Source organism: Mesorhizobium sp. M1348 (genome assembly GCF_040317925.1).
GTDB lineage: Bacteria > Pseudomonadota > Alphaproteobacteria > Rhizobiales > Rhizobiaceae > Mesorhizobium.
Map to the genome: position 1 here is coordinate 147,851 of NZ_JAMYLH010000008.1, position 16,853 is coordinate 164,703.

A 16,853-nucleotide genomic window follows, 5' to 3' on the forward strand; every position below is an offset into this window, starting at 1 on the left:
AGCATCTGGTCCAGGCATCGTTCGTCCCTTGCGCTGGCCTAAAACGCCGTGATACCTCGCCCGCGAAGAACCCCTGTCGCGGAACCGCCCACCATGTCGAAAGCAAAAGCCGTCAAGAAAGTCGTGCTCGCCTATTCCGGCGGCCTTGACACCTCGATCATCCTGAAATGGCTGCAGACCGAGCTCGGCGCCGAGGTCGTCACCTTCACCGCCGATCTAGGCCAGGGTGGCGAACTGGAGCCGGCCAGGCGCAAGGCCGAGATGATGGGCATCAAGGATATCCGCATCGTCGATGTCCGCGAGGAGTTCGTATCCGATTTCGTCTTTCCGATGTTCCGCGCCAACGCTGTCTATGAAGGCACGTATCTGCTCGGCACCTCGATCGCCCGGCCACTGATCTCGAAACATCTTGTCGAAATCGCCAGGGAGACCGGCGCCGACGCGATCGCCCATGGCGCCACCGGCAAGGGCAACGACCAGGTGCGTTTCGAGCTCTCGGCCTATGCGCTCAACCCCGACATCAAGGTCATCGCGCCCTGGCGCGACTGGTCGTTCAAGTCGCGCACCGACCTCATCAACTTCGCCGAGCAGCACCAGATCCCGGTGCCGAAGGACAAGAAGGGCGACGCACCCTTCTCGGTCGATGCCAACCTGCTGCACTCCTCCTCCGAGGGCAAGGTGCTGGAAGACCCTTGGAGCGAGCCGCCGGAATTCGTCCACCAGCGCACCATCTCGCCGATGGATGCGCCCGATGAGGTCACCGAGATCGAGATTGAATTCCTCAAGGGCGATCCGGTTGCGCTCAACGGCAAGAAGCTGTCGCCGGCGACGATGCTGGCGGCGCTGAACGATCTCGGCCGCGACAATGGCATCGGCCGGCTCGACCTGGTCGAGAACCGTTTCGTCGGCATGAAATCGCGCGGTGTCTACGAGACCCCCGGCGGCACCATCCTGATATCGGCCCACCGGGCGATCGAATCGATCACGCTCGACCGCGGAGCCGCCCATCTCAAGGACGAGTTCATGCCGCGCTACGCCGAGCTCATTTACAACGGCTTCTGGTTCGCGCCCGAGCGGCTGATGCTGCAGGCGATGATCGACAAGAGCCAGGAAGACGTCGAAGGCACGGTGCGGCTAAAACTCTACAAAGGCAACGTCATGATCATCGGCCGCAAGTCGAGGAAGACGCTCTATTCCGATGCGCTGGTCACCTTCGAGGACGACCGCGGCGCCTACGATCAGAAGGACGCCGAAGGCTTCATCCGCCTCAACGCGCTCAGGCTGCGCACGCTGGCGGCGCGCAACCGCAAGGGCTGATATTCCAACAGGCCAAATGCTTAGACGAGTTAGGAACCCGGTGAATACGCCAGGTTTTATTTGGCGTACCTAATATAATCGAGGCCGCGCTCTCAGATCGTTTCCTGTTTGACCTTTTCGATGGTTTAATCTTACTTGTCTTGCGGATCGGAGGGCTTTGACAAGTGAAAAACAGAATTTTTCTTATGCTTGCGGCGGTGGCCGTCTTTACCGGATGTCAATCGACGCAACCCCCGTCGGGGCAAACATCCAAATTCCATACCTGCAAAAGTTTTGACGGCCCCTTCCAGATTCCCGCTTCCCAGCAATGCCCGTTGAGCGGCTACGCACAGGGTCCCCGAGTCCCGACAGTCATCGGGGGCAAGCCAAAGGCGGCTACCCCGGCCCCGCTGAACTCCAAATTCCGTACCTGCAAAAGTTTTAACGGCCCCTTCCAGATTCCCGTTTCCCAGCAATGCCCGTTGAGCGGCTACGCGCAGGATTCCGGAGTCCCGGTAGTCATCGAGGGCAAGCCAAAAGCGGCCACCCCGGCGCCATGACGCTCAAGTTTCGCACCTGCAACGGTGTTGACGGCACCTTCCAGGCTCCCGTTTCACAGAAATGCCCCTTGAGTGGCTACGCGCATTATTGAGAGTGATATGCCCAGGCGCCTGGCCACTCTTAGAACCGGTTTCCTGCCCGCGTTGGCTGTTCTCGCGAACTTGGCTGTCGCCAAAGCCAACGACTATGACCCCGCCTCGCTCGACCTCGCGTCGCTGATTGAATGCAGGGCCGACGTGCCGGCCTATAGCGGGTCGCCTTGTGGCTGAGCGGTGAGCCCGGCGCGGCGGAAAAACTTGGCTGGAAGGAAGTTCCCGCCGGCAGTCCCTTCCTCCGGCAATATCAGTTGCCTGTCCCGGTCCACGTCTTCGGGCGCGAGACGGCGTCCGTCGTCTTTGCCGCAACCGGGCCGATGGCGGTGTTTGACGGCGTTTCCGCACCGGACCTTGCCCGCGAGCTCGGCATCACACCCGAACTCGCGACACCGGACAAATTCCTTGGCGAGAAGGTGCTCGTTGAAAGCAGCGAGGAAGCCGACGGCATAACATTTTCCACGCGCATTGCGCTCAATGTCTCAACCGTTGATTCACATCCCGGCAAGGTGCTCGCCGGCTGCTCCTACGCGCTCGACGTGAAATAGAAAGCCCGGCGCGTGGCCGGGCTTTCTGCCGAAGAGCAATTCCAGGAAAAGTGTGAAACGGTTTCTGTCCGGAATTGCGTTAAAACAAAGCTCTAGAGTTTTCTGTCAGTCGGCATCGATCGCCGTGGCCATGCGGGCGATGGCCTGTTGATAGACGCTCGCCGAATTCCAGCCAGCAATTGCGCCGATATTCGCCTGCGCGCTGGCGCCCGGCCGCCAACCATGACCCTTGAGGAAGTTGGCGGTGGAAGCCAACGCAGTGCTCTTGTCGCGCAGATTTTTGTTGCCTACGCCATACGTCAACACATTTCCGGGCAGGAACTGCGTGTGGCCAATCTCGCCATGCGCGGCACCAACCGACGAGGCGCTCAGCGCTCCGCGATCAACCAGCTTCAGGGCTGCAATGGCATGCGGATAGAAGAACTCCGGACGGCGGCAATCATAGGCAAGCGTTAAAATGGCAGAGACCGTATTCTGGTTGCCCATGGCGGAACCGAAGCCCGTCTCCATACCCCAGATGGCGAGCAACACACCCGGCGACACGCCGTAGGTCCCTTCGATCTTGTCGAACAGCGCAGCATTGGCCTTCTTCAGCGCACGGCCCCTGGCAATGATCGCGGACGCGCCACGGCGCTTCATGAAAGCTTCCACCGAGCCGCTGAAAGCCTTATGGATGGCGCGGTCGACGGAGATCGTCTTTGTCGCGTAGGTTGCGCGAGCCAGAGCGGCCAGACCCTTCGAGCCGACACCGTCGGCCTTGGCCTCCGCGGCAAACTCCGGTTTCCACGCCTCGAAGCCGGCGCCGTTTTTGCCACAACTGGCCGCCGCCTGCGCGCCCGTCGCCAGCGCAAGCACCGCCACCACCGTGGCCACTACAAACATCTTCCCCTTGGCAAGAAATGCCATGCTGCTCTCCTGGTTGCCTGAATCACGTTCCCAATTGCGAATTTGCCAGCGAAACACCTGCTTGTCACTGTCCCGGCGCTGCGCCGATGCACTCAATACAGCAGGAACTTCAAATCCACCACACTGGCGGATGTCCGGGAATTTGCCTACGATCAAGTAATTATTGTGGCGGGGACAGAATAAGCATGGAAGACGTTGATGTCGTGATCATCGGTGCCGGTTCGGCCGGACTTTCAGCTGCCAAGACCCTGCGCGCCGCCGGTTTTTCCTTCAAATTGTTAGAAGCGATGAACCGCATCGGCGGCCGCGCCTGGACCAGCGACCAGCATTTCGGCGTGCCGTTCGACATCGGCTGCGCCTGGCTGCATGCCGCAGACCGCAACCCTTACTTTCCCGAGGCGAAAGCCGCCGCCTGGACACTTCATCGCCACGACATGAATGTCGATCATCTCTATTACCGTGAGCGAAAGGCAAGCGAAGCCGAAGAGGCCGCGATGAAGGTGGCCGACGCAAGGCTGTTCGAACTGGTGGCGGCACATCAGGTGAGGGAAGGCGACGATGATCGCCTTTCAGCGTTGCTCGCCAAGGGACACGCGCCGCGCGCCGCCGCAACCTTCGCCGGGCCGATGGATTTCGGCGCCGACGAGGACGAGATATCGATCCGCGACTTTCACGCCGCCGCCGATCTCGATCCGAACTATTTCACCAGGGAAGGCTTCGGTACGCTGGTTGCCCGCTTCGGTGCCGACGTGCCGGTGGAGCTGTCGACACCGGTGCGCAAGATCATCTGGGATGGGCCGGGCGTAGCCTGCGTCACCGATCGCGGCACCATCCGCGCCAAGGCTATCGTCGTCACCGCCTCGCCGGCAGTGCTCGCCTTCGAGGAGATTGCGTTCTCGCCTGCACTCCCCGATGCGCATTTCGCTGCCTTCTTCGACCTGCCGATGGGCATGCTGACCAAGCTGCCGGTCGAAATATCCGGTACAAGGCTCGGCCTGGAGCCGTTCGACGATTTGCTGATCGAGCGGCTGGCCAGGCACGACATCTACTTCCTCTGCTTTCCCTTCGACCTCGATCTGATGGTCGGTTTCGTCGGCGGCGATTTCGCCTGGGAGATGTCGGCGGCTGGCGAGGCGGCCGGCATCGACTTCGTCGTCGACCGGCTCTGCGGCATCTTCGGCGGCGACGTGCGAAAACATGTCGGACGCGCGATGATGACCAATTGGGGCGCAGAGCGGTTCGTGCGCGGCGCCTATGCGGCGGCGCGGCCCGGCCGTTCGCAAGCGCGCGCCACGCTGATGCAGCCGGTGGCGAAAAAGATCTTCTTCGCCGGCGAGCATTTGGCCGGTCCGCTGATGCAGACCTGCGGCGGCGCCAGGCTATCGGGCGAGGCAGTGGCCAAGGAGGTCGTCGCCCAGCTTGCGGCAAAATAGCATCGGCCGGCAGGAACGCGGGCAGCTGACAGGCGTTTGGCGTTCTCCTGCTCGCATCGTCCTCCGCATTTCGAATGATTTGAGACGCCAATGAAGCTTTTCGACTGCCCGCATTGTGGCCACCGTCTCTATTTCGAGAACGCGCAATGCCTGAACTGCGCCAGCCTCGTGCTCTACGATCCCGAGCATGCGCGCTTCGCGCTGTCCGGCGCCGATGCCTTTCACTGCACCAACGCCGACGAATCCGCCTGCAACTGGATGGCGGAGCCCGGCCACGCCTTCTGCCGCGCCTGTGCGCTGAACCAGTTGATCCCGGATCTGTCGGTCGACGGCAATCGCCGCCGCTGGATCCGTGTCGAGGCGGCAAAGAAGCGTGCCGTCTATTCGCTGCTCGCCTTCGGCCTGCCGGTCGCACCCAAGCAGAACCCTGGCGACGAGATCGGCCTTGCGTTCGATTTTCTTGCCGATCCGATCGGTGGCGGTCCCGGCGGCGAGCGCATCCTGACCGGCCATGACAACGGCCTGATCACGCTCAACGTCGCCGAGGCGGACTCGGCTGAGCGCGAGCGGCGGCGCGTCGAGATGGGCGAGAACTACCGCACGCTGCTCGGCCATTTCCGCCACGAGCTCGGCCATTACTATTGGGACCGCCTGATTCGCGACGATCCGCAGAAGCTTGCCGGTTTTCGCGCCTTGTTCGGCGACGAACGCGCCGACTACGAACAAGCGCTGAAAACCTATTATGCCGATGGCGCGCCGCCCGACTGGCAGCAGCGGCATATTTCGGCCTATGCGACGTCGCACCCATGGGAGGACTGGGCCGAGACATGGGCGCATCACATGCACATCACCGACACACTGGAGATGGTGCATGCCCTGAATTTCCCGCTCGGCCGGCTGGAGACCGTCGAAGCCAACGAGCTGCCGCGCGCCGACACCGGCGGCGAGCTGCAGCCGGCACCATCGGAACCCGCCGCCAGGCCAGAGCCTTTCGAAAGGATTCTCGACCGCTGGCTGGTGCTGTCGGAGGCGTCCAACTCGATCAACCGCTGCATGGGCCTGCCCGATCTCTATCCCTTCGTCATCTCGGACGTGGCGGCGCAAAAACTTGCTTTTGTTCACGGGCTTTTGACCGACCTGCCGAAAACTACTGGAACAAATCGTGAGCCGGCCGAAGCCTTTTAGCCGGAACGCATGCGGCTTTGCTTCGTTTTCGGTCCCGAGGGACTGTGAAACGGAGAGAAAACCATGAAACGCATATTGTTTCCGGTGGTGGCCGGAGCGCTCATAGCGATGTCGGGCTCTGCTTTGGCCGACACTGCGGTCTCGGCCATCACCGATCTCAATGTACGCGCCGGCCCCGGGCCGCAATATCCGGTCATCGGTGTGCTCGCCGCCGGCCAGTCGGCGACGCTCGACGGCTGCATCGCCAATAGCAAATGGTGCACCATCGCCGAGGCCAACGGCCAGGGCTGGGTCTATTCCGACTATGTGACGGCCGATTTCGGCGGCAGCCGTGTGGTCCTGACACAGCGTCCGGCCAGCGCCGACATTGCCGTCGTGACACCGCCTGCCGATAGCGCCGAATATTCCGACACCTATACCGGAGCGATCGTTGCCGGCGAGGCAATCGAGCCCATCCGGCGGCCACCGGCGGAAATCCGCACCTATGTCGAAACGAACCGGCTCGATCCGGTCTATCTCGAGGGTGAGGTGGTTACCGGCGCGACTTTGCCCGACACCGTCGAGCTGCGCGAGATACCCGATTATGATTATCGCTACGTCTATGTGAACGGCCAGCCGGCGCTGGTCGATCCGAGCAGCCGGCGTATCGTGTACGTCGTGCGCTGACGATACAAACAGGGCGGTCGCCCTGTAACGGCGGCCGCTCGCACTGCCGACATTGCCACAAGCCGGTATTGCCGCTGCAATACCGGTTTCCACATTGGGGCCGATGTCCTAGACCTTGCGAGCCGAAGCACCAGCCAGCGAGCCCGCGTGATCATCGACCCAACCGCCTTCCAACAGTTCCGGCACACCGCCAACAACAAAACCACCTTGCCGCGCCTTGTGCTTGGAACGGTGGTCGTCGTCCTGTTCTGGCTCGGAACCACTGCCGCCGTGCTGTTCGGCGGCACCTATGCCTTTGCCGTGTGGCAGGCGTCGTCAGGCACCGCGCCGCCAGGGGTGGTGCAGGATTTCATGGCCTCTCCCGCGGGCATCCTCGCGGCGCTGGCTTCATTTGCCGGAATCTGGCTCGGCCTTTGGGCTGCCATGCGCTGGATCCATCGCGAGAAGCTGACGGTCCTGATCGGCGTCAGCCGGCGCATTTCATGGTCGGGGTTCCTGAAAGGGTTGGCCGCGGTGCTGATCACCTCGCTGCTTTCCGAGATCCTGCTTTATGGTTTGCAGCCCGACATCGCGCGCGGCGCGATCGGCCTGTCCTCGTGGCTTTTGTTCCTGATCCCGATCGCCGCCCTGACCTTTCTGCAGACCTCGTCGGAGGAGATGCTGTTTCGCGGTTATCTGCTCAGGGGTCTGGCCAGCCGGTTCCAGAACCCATTCATCTGGGCGCTGCTGCCGGGATTGCTGTTCACCTCGCTACATTGGAGCCCAGGTTCGAGCCCCGCGATTAATGCCTGCGTGCTGGCCTCGATCGCCGCCTTTGCGCTGTTGCTGACGCTTCTGGTCTACGCAACCGGCAATCTCGGTGCCGGCTTTGGCGCCCATCTCGGCAACAATCTGACCGGCTTCCTGCTGATTTCGCATCAGCAAAGCTATAATTCTTTCGCCCTGTTCAACGCCAAGCCGCTCGAAGCCGCCGGTTGGACGACTTTAGATGCCGCCCTCATCGCTGCGATCGGCATCGTCAGCAGCCTGTTGACCGTTTTGCTGCTTTTGCATCCGCGCTCGCCGCTGAAGGTCGAGCCGGATATGGCCCGCGCCAGCAGCGTGCGCTGATGCGCCTTGCCTGGTCGTTCTGAGCATATCTGGCGCAAAGCTTGACCAAAGCTTGACTCTGCGGGTGATTTCCTGTCTACACGCCGCGAATTCCGCGACGAGTATTCCTCCGAGCAAACCGACCGGGACGCCGAAACCTCTTTGAGGTGAAGTGCTGTAAATCGATCCCGGAGGCCAACACCCGGCAGCGCTGTGCGCCCCCGGGTGCTTTTTGGCTTTGGGCTTTGCCCGGACCGGCTTTTGCTTGGACAGTTGGCGCGAACGCATTACCTCTCGGGCATCATCCGGGTGCCAGGGAAAAGGAAAAAGAATGTTTGAATCGCTACAGGAACGCACAAGAGGCGTGGAGGGCCATCGGCCCGACAGGGATCAAAATGAATCCAAGGCGCTGTCGCGCGGCGGGTTGACCAATGTTTGAGTCCCTACAAGAGCGCCTTGGCTCCATCCTGAACGGCCTCACCGGCCGCGGCGCCTTGTCGGAGGCTGATGTCTCGGCGGCGCTGCGCGAGGTTCGCCGTGCGTTGCTCGAGGCCGACGTGGCGCTGGAAGTGGTGCGTTCGTTCACCGACAAGGTGCGCGAGAAGGCCGTCGGCGCCGCCGTGGTCAAGTCGATCAAGCCCGGCCAGATGGTCGTCAAGATCGTCCATGACGAGCTGGTCGAGATGCTCGGCGCCGAGGGCGTCGCCATCGACCTCAATGCACCGGCTCCGGTCGTCATCATGATGGTCGGCTTGCAGGGTTCCGGCAAAACGACGACCTCGGCCAAGATCGCCAGGCGCCTCACCGACCGTCAAAACAAGAAGGTCTTGATGGCCTCGCTCGACACGCGGCGTCCCGCCGCGCAAGAGCAGCTCCGCCAGCTCGGCGAGCAGGTCAAGGTCGCCACATTGCCGATCGTCGCCGGCCAGACGCCGGTCGATATCGCCCGCCGCGCCGTGCAGGCTGCCAAGCTCGGCGGCCATGACATCGTCATCCTCGACACTGCCGGCCGCACCCATATCGACGAGCCGTTGATGGTCGAGATGGCCGACATCAAGAAGATGTCGTCGCCGCACGAGATCCTGCTGGTCGCCGATTCGCTGACCGGCCAGGACGCCGTCAATCTGGCAAAAAGCTTCGACGAGCGCGTCGGCATCACCGGCCTCGTGCTGACCCGCATGGACGGCGACGGGCGCGGTGGTGCGGCGCTCTCGATGCGTGCCGTCACCGGCAAGCCGATCAAGCTGATCGGCACCGGCGAAAAAATGGACGCGCTGGAGGAATTCCACCCCAAGCGCATCGCCGACCGCATTCTCGGCATGGGCGACATCGTCAGCCTCGTCGAAAAAGCAGCCGAGAACATCGACGCCGAACAGGCGGCGGCGATGGCCAGGAAGATGCAGTCGGGCAAGTTCGACCTGAACGACCTCGCCGGCCAGCTTCAGCAAATGTCGAAAATGGGCGGCATGGGCGGCATCATGGGCATGATGCCCGGTATGGGCAAGATGAAGGACCAGATGGCCGCCGCCGGTCTCGACGACAAGATGTTCGGCCGCCAGCTCGCCATCATCTCGTCGATGACCAAGGCCGAGCGCGCCAACCCCGATATTCTGAAGCACTCGCGCAAGAAGCGCATCGCCGCCGGCTCGGGTACCGACGCGGCCGAAATCAACAAGCTGTTGAAGATGCATCGCGGCATGGCCGACATGATGAAGGCGATGGGCGGCAAGGGCAAAGGCGGCGGCCTGATGCGCGGCATGATGGGCGGCCTCGCTTCCAAGATGGGGCTTGGCGGCATGATGCCTGGCGGCGCAGGCGGCATGATGGGCGGCGGCATGCCGGACCTCTCCAAGATGGACCCCAGGCAGCTCGAAGCCTTGCAGAAGCAGGCGCAGGCGGCCGGGCTCGGCGGCATGAAGGGCCTGCCCGGTGGTCTTCCCGCCGGCGGTGGCCTGCCTGGGCTGCCCGGTGGCATGAAACTTCCCGGCCTGCCGGGCGGTGGCGGGCTGCCTGGCCTCGGCAAGAAGAAGTGAGGGCGCCATGAACGAAGAGAAGGACATGGCGGACGCGCGTGCGGCGCTGGCCAATTATCGCGCCTCGATCGACAATATCGACGCGGCGCTGATCCACATGCTGGCCGAGCGCTTCCGCTGCACCAAGGCGGTCGGCGTGCTGAAGGCGGAACATGGCCTGCCGCCTGCCGACCCGGCGCGCGAGCAGGAGCAGATCGCCCGTCTTCGCCAACTGGCCAAGGACGCCTATCTCGACCCGGATTTCGCGGAGAAATTCCTGAACTTCGTCGTCCGCGAAGTGATCCGCCATCACGAGCAGATCGCCGCATCCAACGGCGTGACGAAAACCGGCTGAGGACCAGCCACCAACCGATCAACCAAATCAGAGCTTTTAGGAGAAAAGAAATGCCACTGAAAATCCGATTGGCCCGTGCGGGCTCGAAGAAGCGTCCCTATTACCATGTCGTCGTCGCCGACGCGCGTTCGCCGCGCGACGGTCGTTTCATCGAGTCGCTCGGCTCGTGGAATCCGCTGCTGCCCAAGGACGGCGAACGCGTCAAGGTCGACGCCGAGCGCGTCAAGCATTGGCTGTCGCATGGCGCCCAGCCGACCGACCGCGTGCTGCGCTTCCTCGATGAAGCCGGCATCGCCAAGCGCGAAGCCCGCTCCAACCCGAAGAAGGCCGAGCCCGGCAAGAAGGCGCAGGAGCGCGCAGCCTTGCTGAAGAAGGCTCAGGAAGATGCCGCCGCGGCCGTTGCCGCCGCTGCAGCCGCGCCGGCCGAGGGGGAAGCCGCCAGCGCCGAATAAATCATCTCCACAACCACGAAACGGCGGGCCTTGCCCGCCGTTTCGCTATTGCATCCATATGATGCGGCCCGATCAATAGCCTTCCGGGCAGCTCGCAACGTAGACACGACCGTTGCGATCGCGATAGCGGCATTGGCCGCTTTCGCTGGCACGGCCAATCAGCGCACCGGCCAAGGCGCCGGCCGCACCGCCGATCACCGCGCCCTGGGTCGGGTTGCCGGCCACCGCAGCGCCGACCGCCGCACCGCCCAGGCCACCAACTGCCGCGCCTTGCTCAGTACGGGAGCAGGCGCCGAGCGGCACCAGCAAGGCCATCAAAATCATCACCTTTTTCATTGTCGTTCCTCTCCAACAGGGTGCCGTCCTCGCCGCTGCACCCCCTAACTCGCAACCAGGCGATTTGATCCAAAGAAGAAGATCGGCTGCCGCCCGGCGGCGCTCAATTTGATCCAAAGAGTAGAAAGGCGGACCGCGGCCGCTCTGGCGGCGTGGCCGCCATCGAACGGCTTCGAAGCCGCTGCTATTGGCTGAACGGGAATAACGCGCGCACCCTTGGATCGCGCAGATACAGGCCGCCCCAGAGGATGGCGCCGAGATAGACGCCGAACAGTATGTGCGAGAACAAAGGGCTGCCGATACGCACATGCGTGGCGATGGCGCCGCCGAGATAGGCGGTGAGCAGGATGGCGCCGAGCACCGAGGTGCGCGGCAGCGCGTAAAGCGCTGTCGAGACCAATCCAATGATGCCGAGCATGCGCGAGATATTGGCATCGGCCGGCCAGCCGAGCTGCACCATGGTTTGGGTGACGATTTCGAGCGGCGGTAGCTTGATGACGCCGTCGAAGATCATGAACAGCACGATGACGGCGCTGAGCACGCGGCCGGCCCACAGGGCACGCGATGAGACGGGTGCTGCCTGAGACATGGTCATTGATGTTCCCTCCGGTCGTTGTGAGCACTGGCTCCTTCGCCAGCTCGAACCAAGGACGCGGCCCATGACGGCGACCCGACATGCCTCCAGTTCTTTTTCACTCCGGGGGCGAACCTTGGGTGTGTACGTTCAGTCAGCAACGAACCTGGCCAAGTCCACCTTGCGGGGTGAGGTGGAGGGCGTTATTGAAAATCCGTAGGAGTGTCTTCCGAGCGCTCGACGGCAGCAGCCGCCTAATCGCACAACGAAAGCAACCGATGGCCGGAGAGACCGACCTGAAAAAGTTGCTGGCGGCAATGACGCCGGAATTACTTGCCGGCGTTCATGTCTTCACCACGTTGCCACCCGATGCGCCCGTTCCCGACAGGCTCCACCCGGTGATGCTGTTTCGCGAGCGCGAGGGCATGACGCTGATCGTGCTTGAAGACCATGCCAAGGCCGCTGGACTGAAAACCGTGTTCCGCTGCCGGATGCTGACGCTGAACATCCATTCGTCGCTGGAAGCGGTCGGCTTCCTCGCCGCCATCACCGCGCGACTGGCCACCGCCGGCATCGGCGTCAATCCGGTCTCGGCCTTCTACCACGATCACCTGTTCGTGCCCGCCGACCGGGCGGAGGAGGCGCTGGAGTTGCTGAGGAACCTCACCGCCGACAGCCGATCAGCATGATGTCAACGCCTGCATTGGCGCAGGCGTCGCCACCAAAGCAGACTAGGTGGATACAGAGGGAGCAATTAGAAAGTCCGGCCGGACCGTTTGCGAGGCGATCTGGCCAGCCAATTTATGTTCGCATCTGGCGCATTTTAATATTCGATCTTCAAATCGAGCTTGACCGCCTCTGTCCGCACCCCTGCAAGCTGGGCCACGCGGTCTCTTGCCCATGCCATCACTTCAGCGATGGTTGACAGACCGGGCGCGACCGCCTCAGGGGAGTGCTCCGGCTCTTCGCTATCCGCCTCTTCTTGAGGATTGGCGGCTAGTAGCTCGGGAATGGAGTAGATCGCTACACTCTTGTAGTGGTCAAGAATGCCGGTCCCGACGCTGGCGGCCAGACCGCGATTGTCTCGGTCGAGCCCAACCCACATGCCAAAATTGTCTTTGATCATCTGGCCTTCCTTTGAGCGGGCGGCGTAGTGGGCATTGAACCGCCTGCGCACGTCCTCGGCGGGGAAAATATAGACCTCGACATTTTCCGGGTCGTCCTTCGAGTCCACCGTTGCAACGATGACCGTCTCGACATCATCGAGGGTCTTCCACTTGGTGCCTCCCTCCAAGGGAGGGAAAGCGATGTAACGGTCGCGTGTGGTGCGGATAGACGCCGTCGTCGTCTTGCCGTCCTTGGTGATGTTCCAAATGTTTGACAGGCCCCGTCCCGGTACCCGAGTCAGGGAGTAGCCCTGCGCCTCCGCTGCCCTCTTCGCCGCTTCCACCAGCAAACGCCACTTAACCGTTTCAGAAAATCCGCTCAACAAATTAGCCATTGTAGTCGTCTCCGTTTACGGCGTGCTCGTTATGGGCCGCTCGATTGGGCTGTATATATGGTATGCCAAATTGTTTGTCAACGGTTTGCCATACGGTTTGAATTGATGCCGCTGCCAAATAGCTGACTTGGGCAATTGGCCCAAAGACAATTCAAACGGTTCAGCCTCAGTCTATGAGCCATGTCAAGCAGGGCGACAGGCCAGTCTGGGGCGGTTATCTGCCAAAGTGCACAGCTTAAGGATTTCAGGCCTGCGAGCGGAGAACCTGACGAGGGGTCGGAGGAGGCGCTGGAGTTGCTATTGGACCTGGCGGAGGAGAACCGGCTGTGACGCCGGCGCCTTGCTGCCTATTTGAGACGCCGGTGCTGCCCCTCATCCGCCTGCCGGCACCTTCTCCCCGTGAACGGGGAGAAGGGAGCTAACGGCCGAAGGCCGAGCCCGCGACTGCGGGCCGCCGGTTATCCGGCGCCCCCGCGGGGGCCAGCCGCGTAGCGGCGATACGGCCCGTGAGCGAAACTATGCCGCCTTCTTCTTCGGCTGGATCAGCCCGCGCTCGACCAGCAGCTCCGCGATCTGAACCGCATTCAGTGCCGCGCCCTTGCGCAGATTGTCGGAGACGATCCACATCGACAGGCCGTTGTCGATGGTCGAATCCTCGCGGATGCGCGAGATGAAGGTGGCGTCCTCGCCTGCCGATTCCAGCGGCGTGATGTAGCCGCCGTCCTCGCGCTTGTCGATGACCTGACAGCCCGGCGCCTCGCGCAGGATCTCGCGCGCCTCATCGGCGGTGATCGGCTTTTCGAACTCGATGTTGACCGCTTCTGAATGGCCGATGAACACCGGCACGCGCACGCAGGTCGCCGTCAGCTTGATCTTGGGGTCGAGCATTTTCTTGGTCTCGGCCACCATCTTCCACTCTTCCTTGGTGAAGCCGTCGTCGAGGAAGACGTCGATATGCGGGATGACGTTGAAGGCGATACGCTTGGTGAACTTCTTGACGTCGACCTGGTCGGCCACGAACACCGCGCGCGTCTGCGTGAACAATTCGTCCATGCCTTCCTTGCCGGCGCCGGAGACCGACTGGTAGGTGGCGACGACGACGCGCTTGATGGTGGCGGCGTCATGCAGCGGCTTCAGCGCCACGACCAGCTGCGCCGTCGAGCAGTTCGGGTTGGCAATGATGTTCTTGCGCGTGAACAGCGAAATCGCATCCGGGTTCACTTCCGGAACGATCAGCGGCACGTCCTGGTCGTAACGGAAGGCCGACGAATTATCGATGACGACGCAGCCCTGCTTGCCGATCTTCGGCGACCATTCCTTGGAGACGTTGCCGCCGGCCGACATGATGCAGATGTCGGTGTCGGAAAAATCATATTGGTCGAGCGCCCTGACCTTCAGCGTGCGGTCACCGAACGACACTTCCGTGCCCTGGCTGCGCCGCGAGGCCAACGCCACCACCTCGCTCACCGGAAAGCCGCGCTCTTCCAGTATGTTGAGCATTTCCCGGCCCACATTGCCCGTGGCGCCGACGATCGCAACCTTGAAACTCATCGAAATCTCCTGTCCCTCTCCGCTCGGTTTCTGGAGAAAACCCGCCGGCCGATGCGGGTTTCAACCCCCGGGCCGGACCCGGGAGAGGGTGGTTAGGCCAAGGGAATCAGACCGTTTTGGTGGTCGTTTTGCCGGTTTTTTTGAACGTGATTTTACTGGAACGGAAAGACGCGCCGAAGCGTCCGGCCCAATGGTTCGCATTGGGGCCGGGGATGTCGAATGCAAGGGGCGCCATCAGAAGGCCGCGCATCGAAAACTATCCCGTTCGGTGCCGGCTTTTACGCGGTTTGCGTCCAGAGTCAATCGCAACCAGGCCGACCCGCCCGCCCTGTACAATGACGGCGGCACCAAGTACGAACGAGCATCGTCTGGCTCGTGGCGCCCGTCCGTGGCGCTTGCCGACATTTGACCCGTCGCCGGGTATTCAGAATCCGAATTTCGAAAGAGCAAGATGTCCAATTTCGAAGCTATTGTTCCCGCGCTGGCAAAGGCGCTGGAAAAACGCGGCTATGTCGAGCTGACGCCGGTGCAGAAGGCGGTTCTCGAGCTTGGCCAGGCCGATGCGCTGGTTTCGGCCCAGACCGGCTCCGGCAAGACCGTCGCCTTCGGTCTGGCTTTGGCGCCGACGCTGCTCGATGGCGCGGAGCGCTTTTCCCATGCCGCGGCACCTTTGGCGCTGGTCGTGGCGCCGACGCGGGAACTGGCCTTGCAGGTGACGCGCGAGCTGGAATGGCTCTATGAGCTGACCGGGGCAGCGATAGCGTCCTGCGTCGGCGGCATGGACATGCGCACCGAACGGCGCGCGCTGGAGCGTGGCGCCCATATCGTCGTCGGCACGCCCGGCCGCCTGCGCGACCACATCACCCGCAACTCGCTCGACATGTCTGAGCTCAAGGCAGTCGTACTCGACGAGGCCGATGAGATGCTCGATCTCGGCTTTCGCGAGGATCTGGAATTCATCCTCGATGCTGCCCCTGCCGAGCGCCGCACGCTTATGTTTTCCGCCACTGTGCCACGCTCTATCGCCACTCTGGCCAAGGGCTACCAGCGCGATGCCGTGCGCATCTCGGCCTCCGGCGAGGAAAAGCAGCATCTCGACATCGAATACCGGGCGCTGAGCGTCGCCCAGGCGGACCGCGAAAACGCCATCATCAACGTGCTGCGCTTTTACGAGGCCAAGAACGCGCTGGTGTTCTGCAACACGCGCGCCGCCGTCAACCATTTGACGGCGCGCTTCAACAACCGCAACTTTTCCGTCGTGGCGCTGTCCGGCGAGCTTAGCCAGAACGAGCGCAGCCACGCGCTGCAGGCGATGCGCGACGGCCGCGCCAAGGTCTGCATCGCCACCGACGTGGCGGCACGCGGCATCGACCTGCCCAATCTCGAGTTGGTGATCCATGCCGACCTGCCGACCAACCCGGAGACGCTCCTGCACCGAAGCGGGCGGACGGGACGGGCGGGCCGCAAGGGCGTCAGCGCGCTGATCGTGCCCAATAATGCCCGCAAGCGCACCGAGCGGCTGCTGCAAAGTGCCGGCCTTGCGGCGACCTGGGCGAGCCCGCCCTCCGCCGACGACGTGATACGGCGCGATGACGAGCGCATTCTCGCCGACCCGGTCTTCAGCGAGCCTATGAAGGATGAGGAGCGCGGCTTCGTCGAGGCGCTTCTCGATCAGCACGGGCCCGAACAGGTCGCCGCCGCCTTCGTACGGACGTGCCGCTCCAGCCGCTCGGCGCCGGAGGACCTTCTCGACGTGGCACCGTTCACGCCGTCGGGCGAAAAATTTGCGCGCCGGGAAGAGGCACCGAGCCGCCGCGACGATTTCGGCGACAGCGTCTGGTTTTCGCTGTCGGTTGGACGCCGGCAGAATGCCGAGCCGCGCTGGCTGATACCGATGCTGTGCCGGACAGGCGGCATCTCCAAGCGCGAGATCGGCGCCATCAAGATGCAGCCGGAAGAAACCTTCGTGCAGATCGCAGCGGACTGGGCCGAGCGTTTTCTGGCGGCGATCGGTCCCGACCGCAAGCTGCAGGGCAACATCGCGGTCAAGCGGTTGGACGGCACGCCCGATCTGTCGCGGGCCGGCTATCAGGAGCCACGGCCCGACAAGAAGCCGCACCGCGGCAAGCGGACATTCGATCAAAACGCGCCCAAATTCGAGAAGCGCGCACCGGCTGACAAGCGCCCGGCATTCGAGGCAAAGCCCTGGGCCGGCAAGCCGGCCAAGGCGAAGTTCGAAGGCGGACCGGCGAAACACAAGAAATCGAAGAAACGGCCGGGGTAAATAGCCGGCCCT

General features: G+C 62.8%; 17 protein-coding genes. 11 read left to right on the top strand and 6 right to left on the bottom strand.

The features are described 5' to 3' along the window. The first annotated feature begins 93 nt into the window (after positions 1-93). Positions 94-1,317: an argininosuccinate synthase gene (locus NKH13_RS16365; RefSeq protein WP_352913027.1), complete on the top strand. Its 1,224-nt coding sequence runs from the start codon at positions 94-96 to the stop codon at positions 1,315-1,317. Between the two features lie 799 nt (positions 1,318-2,116). After that, a complete protein-coding gene (locus tag NKH13_RS16370; RefSeq protein ID WP_352913028.1) occupies positions 2,117-2,497 on the top strand; it encodes a hypothetical protein in 381 nt (126 codons plus the stop codon). A 105-nt stretch (positions 2,498-2,602) separates the two neighbouring features. On the opposite strand, the gene NKH13_RS16375 is transcribed toward NKH13_RS16370, so the two are convergent. Continuing rightward, on the bottom strand, positions 2,603-3,403 hold the full coding sequence (locus tag NKH13_RS16375; protein WP_352466610.1) for a lytic murein transglycosylase: 801 nt from the start codon (positions 3,401-3,403) through the stop codon (positions 2,603-2,605). Between the two features lie 185 nt (positions 3,404-3,588). Between NKH13_RS16375 and NKH13_RS16380 the strand changes: the two genes are divergently transcribed. The 7 genes from NKH13_RS16380 to rpsP all read left to right on the top strand — a co-directional run bounded on the left by NKH13_RS16380 (position 3,589) and on the right by rpsP (position 10,595). Next, the gene (locus tag NKH13_RS16380; RefSeq protein ID WP_352913030.1) at positions 3,589-4,836 is read left to right on the top strand and encodes a flavin monoamine oxidase family protein; all 1,248 of its coding nucleotides are present in this window, start codon (positions 3,589-3,591) and stop codon (positions 4,834-4,836) included. Between the two features lie 90 nt (positions 4,837-4,926). Next, the gene (locus NKH13_RS16385) at positions 4,927-6,021 is read left to right on the top strand and encodes a zinc-binding metallopeptidase family protein (protein WP_352913032.1); all 1,095 of its coding nucleotides are present in this window, start codon (positions 4,927-4,929) and stop codon (positions 6,019-6,021) included. Positions 6,022-6,084: 63 nt separating this feature from the next. After that, positions 6,085-6,687 (top strand): DUF1236 domain-containing protein, encoded by a 603-nt coding sequence (locus tag NKH13_RS16390; protein ID WP_352913034.1) that lies wholly within the window; start codon positions 6,085-6,087, stop codon positions 6,685-6,687. A gap of 147 nt (positions 6,688-6,834) precedes the next feature. Beyond that, a complete protein-coding gene (locus NKH13_RS16395; RefSeq protein WP_352913036.1) occupies positions 6,835-7,797 on the top strand; it encodes a CPBP family intramembrane glutamic endopeptidase in 963 nt (320 codons plus the stop codon). 410 nt (positions 7,798-8,207) lie between these two features. Continuing rightward, entirely contained in the window at positions 8,208-9,809 is a 1,602-nt protein-coding gene (gene ffh / locus NKH13_RS16400; protein ID WP_352719391.1) for a signal recognition particle protein, read from the top strand. A 7-nt stretch (positions 9,810-9,816) separates the two neighbouring features. Next, a complete protein-coding gene (locus tag NKH13_RS16405) occupies positions 9,817-10,143 on the top strand; it encodes a chorismate mutase (RefSeq protein WP_352913038.1) in 327 nt (108 codons plus the stop codon). Between the two features lie 50 nt (positions 10,144-10,193). Then, positions 10,194-10,595, top strand: coding sequence for a 30S ribosomal protein S16 (rpsP, locus tag NKH13_RS16410; RefSeq protein ID WP_352913040.1), 402 nt, complete (start codon positions 10,194-10,196; stop codon positions 10,593-10,595). A 72-nt stretch (positions 10,596-10,667) separates the two neighbouring features. Here rpsP and NKH13_RS16415 read toward each other — a convergent pair whose 3' ends face one another. Both NKH13_RS16415 and NKH13_RS16420 read right to left on the bottom strand, forming a co-directional pair. Then, positions 10,668-10,931 carry a YMGG-like glycine zipper-containing protein gene (locus tag NKH13_RS16415; RefSeq protein WP_352466510.1) on the bottom strand — a complete coding sequence of 88 codons (264 nt, stop codon included), beginning with the start codon at positions 10,929-10,931 and terminating at the stop codon, positions 10,668-10,670. Positions 10,932-11,115: 184 nt separating this feature from the next. Further along, complete coding sequence (locus NKH13_RS16420) at positions 11,116-11,526, bottom strand: DoxX family protein (protein WP_352913042.1); 411 nt, start codon at positions 11,524-11,526, stop codon at positions 11,116-11,118. A gap of 257 nt (positions 11,527-11,783) precedes the next feature. Between NKH13_RS16420 and NKH13_RS16425 the strand changes: the two genes are divergently transcribed. Then, entirely contained in the window at positions 11,784-12,194 is a 411-nt protein-coding gene (locus NKH13_RS16425) for an ACT domain-containing protein (RefSeq protein WP_352913044.1), read from the top strand. Positions 12,195-12,328: 134 nt separating this feature from the next. Here NKH13_RS16425 and NKH13_RS16430 read toward each other — a convergent pair whose 3' ends face one another. The 3 genes from NKH13_RS16430 to NKH13_RS16440 form a co-directional block, all read right to left on the bottom strand. Then, positions 12,329-13,006, bottom strand: a complete 678-nt coding sequence (locus NKH13_RS16430) for a hypothetical protein (RefSeq protein ID WP_352913046.1) — start codon at positions 13,004-13,006, stop codon at positions 12,329-12,331. A gap of 516 nt (positions 13,007-13,522) precedes the next feature. Beyond that, positions 13,523-14,557, bottom strand: a complete 1,035-nt coding sequence (locus NKH13_RS16435; protein ID WP_023680535.1) for an aspartate-semialdehyde dehydrogenase — start codon at positions 14,555-14,557, stop codon at positions 13,523-13,525. Positions 14,558-14,663: 106 nt separating this feature from the next. Beyond that, complete coding sequence (locus tag NKH13_RS16440) at positions 14,664-14,807, bottom strand: hypothetical protein (RefSeq protein ID WP_352719394.1); 144 nt, start codon at positions 14,805-14,807, stop codon at positions 14,664-14,666. 201 nt (positions 14,808-15,008) lie between these two features. Here NKH13_RS16440 and NKH13_RS16445 point away from each other — a divergent pair, with 201 nt between their 5' ends. Further along, positions 15,009-16,841 carry a DEAD/DEAH box helicase gene (locus NKH13_RS16445; protein ID WP_352719395.1) on the top strand — a complete coding sequence of 611 codons (1,833 nt, stop codon included), beginning with the start codon at positions 15,009-15,011 and terminating at the stop codon, positions 16,839-16,841. The last annotated feature ends 12 nt before the right edge of the window (positions 16,842-16,853 follow it).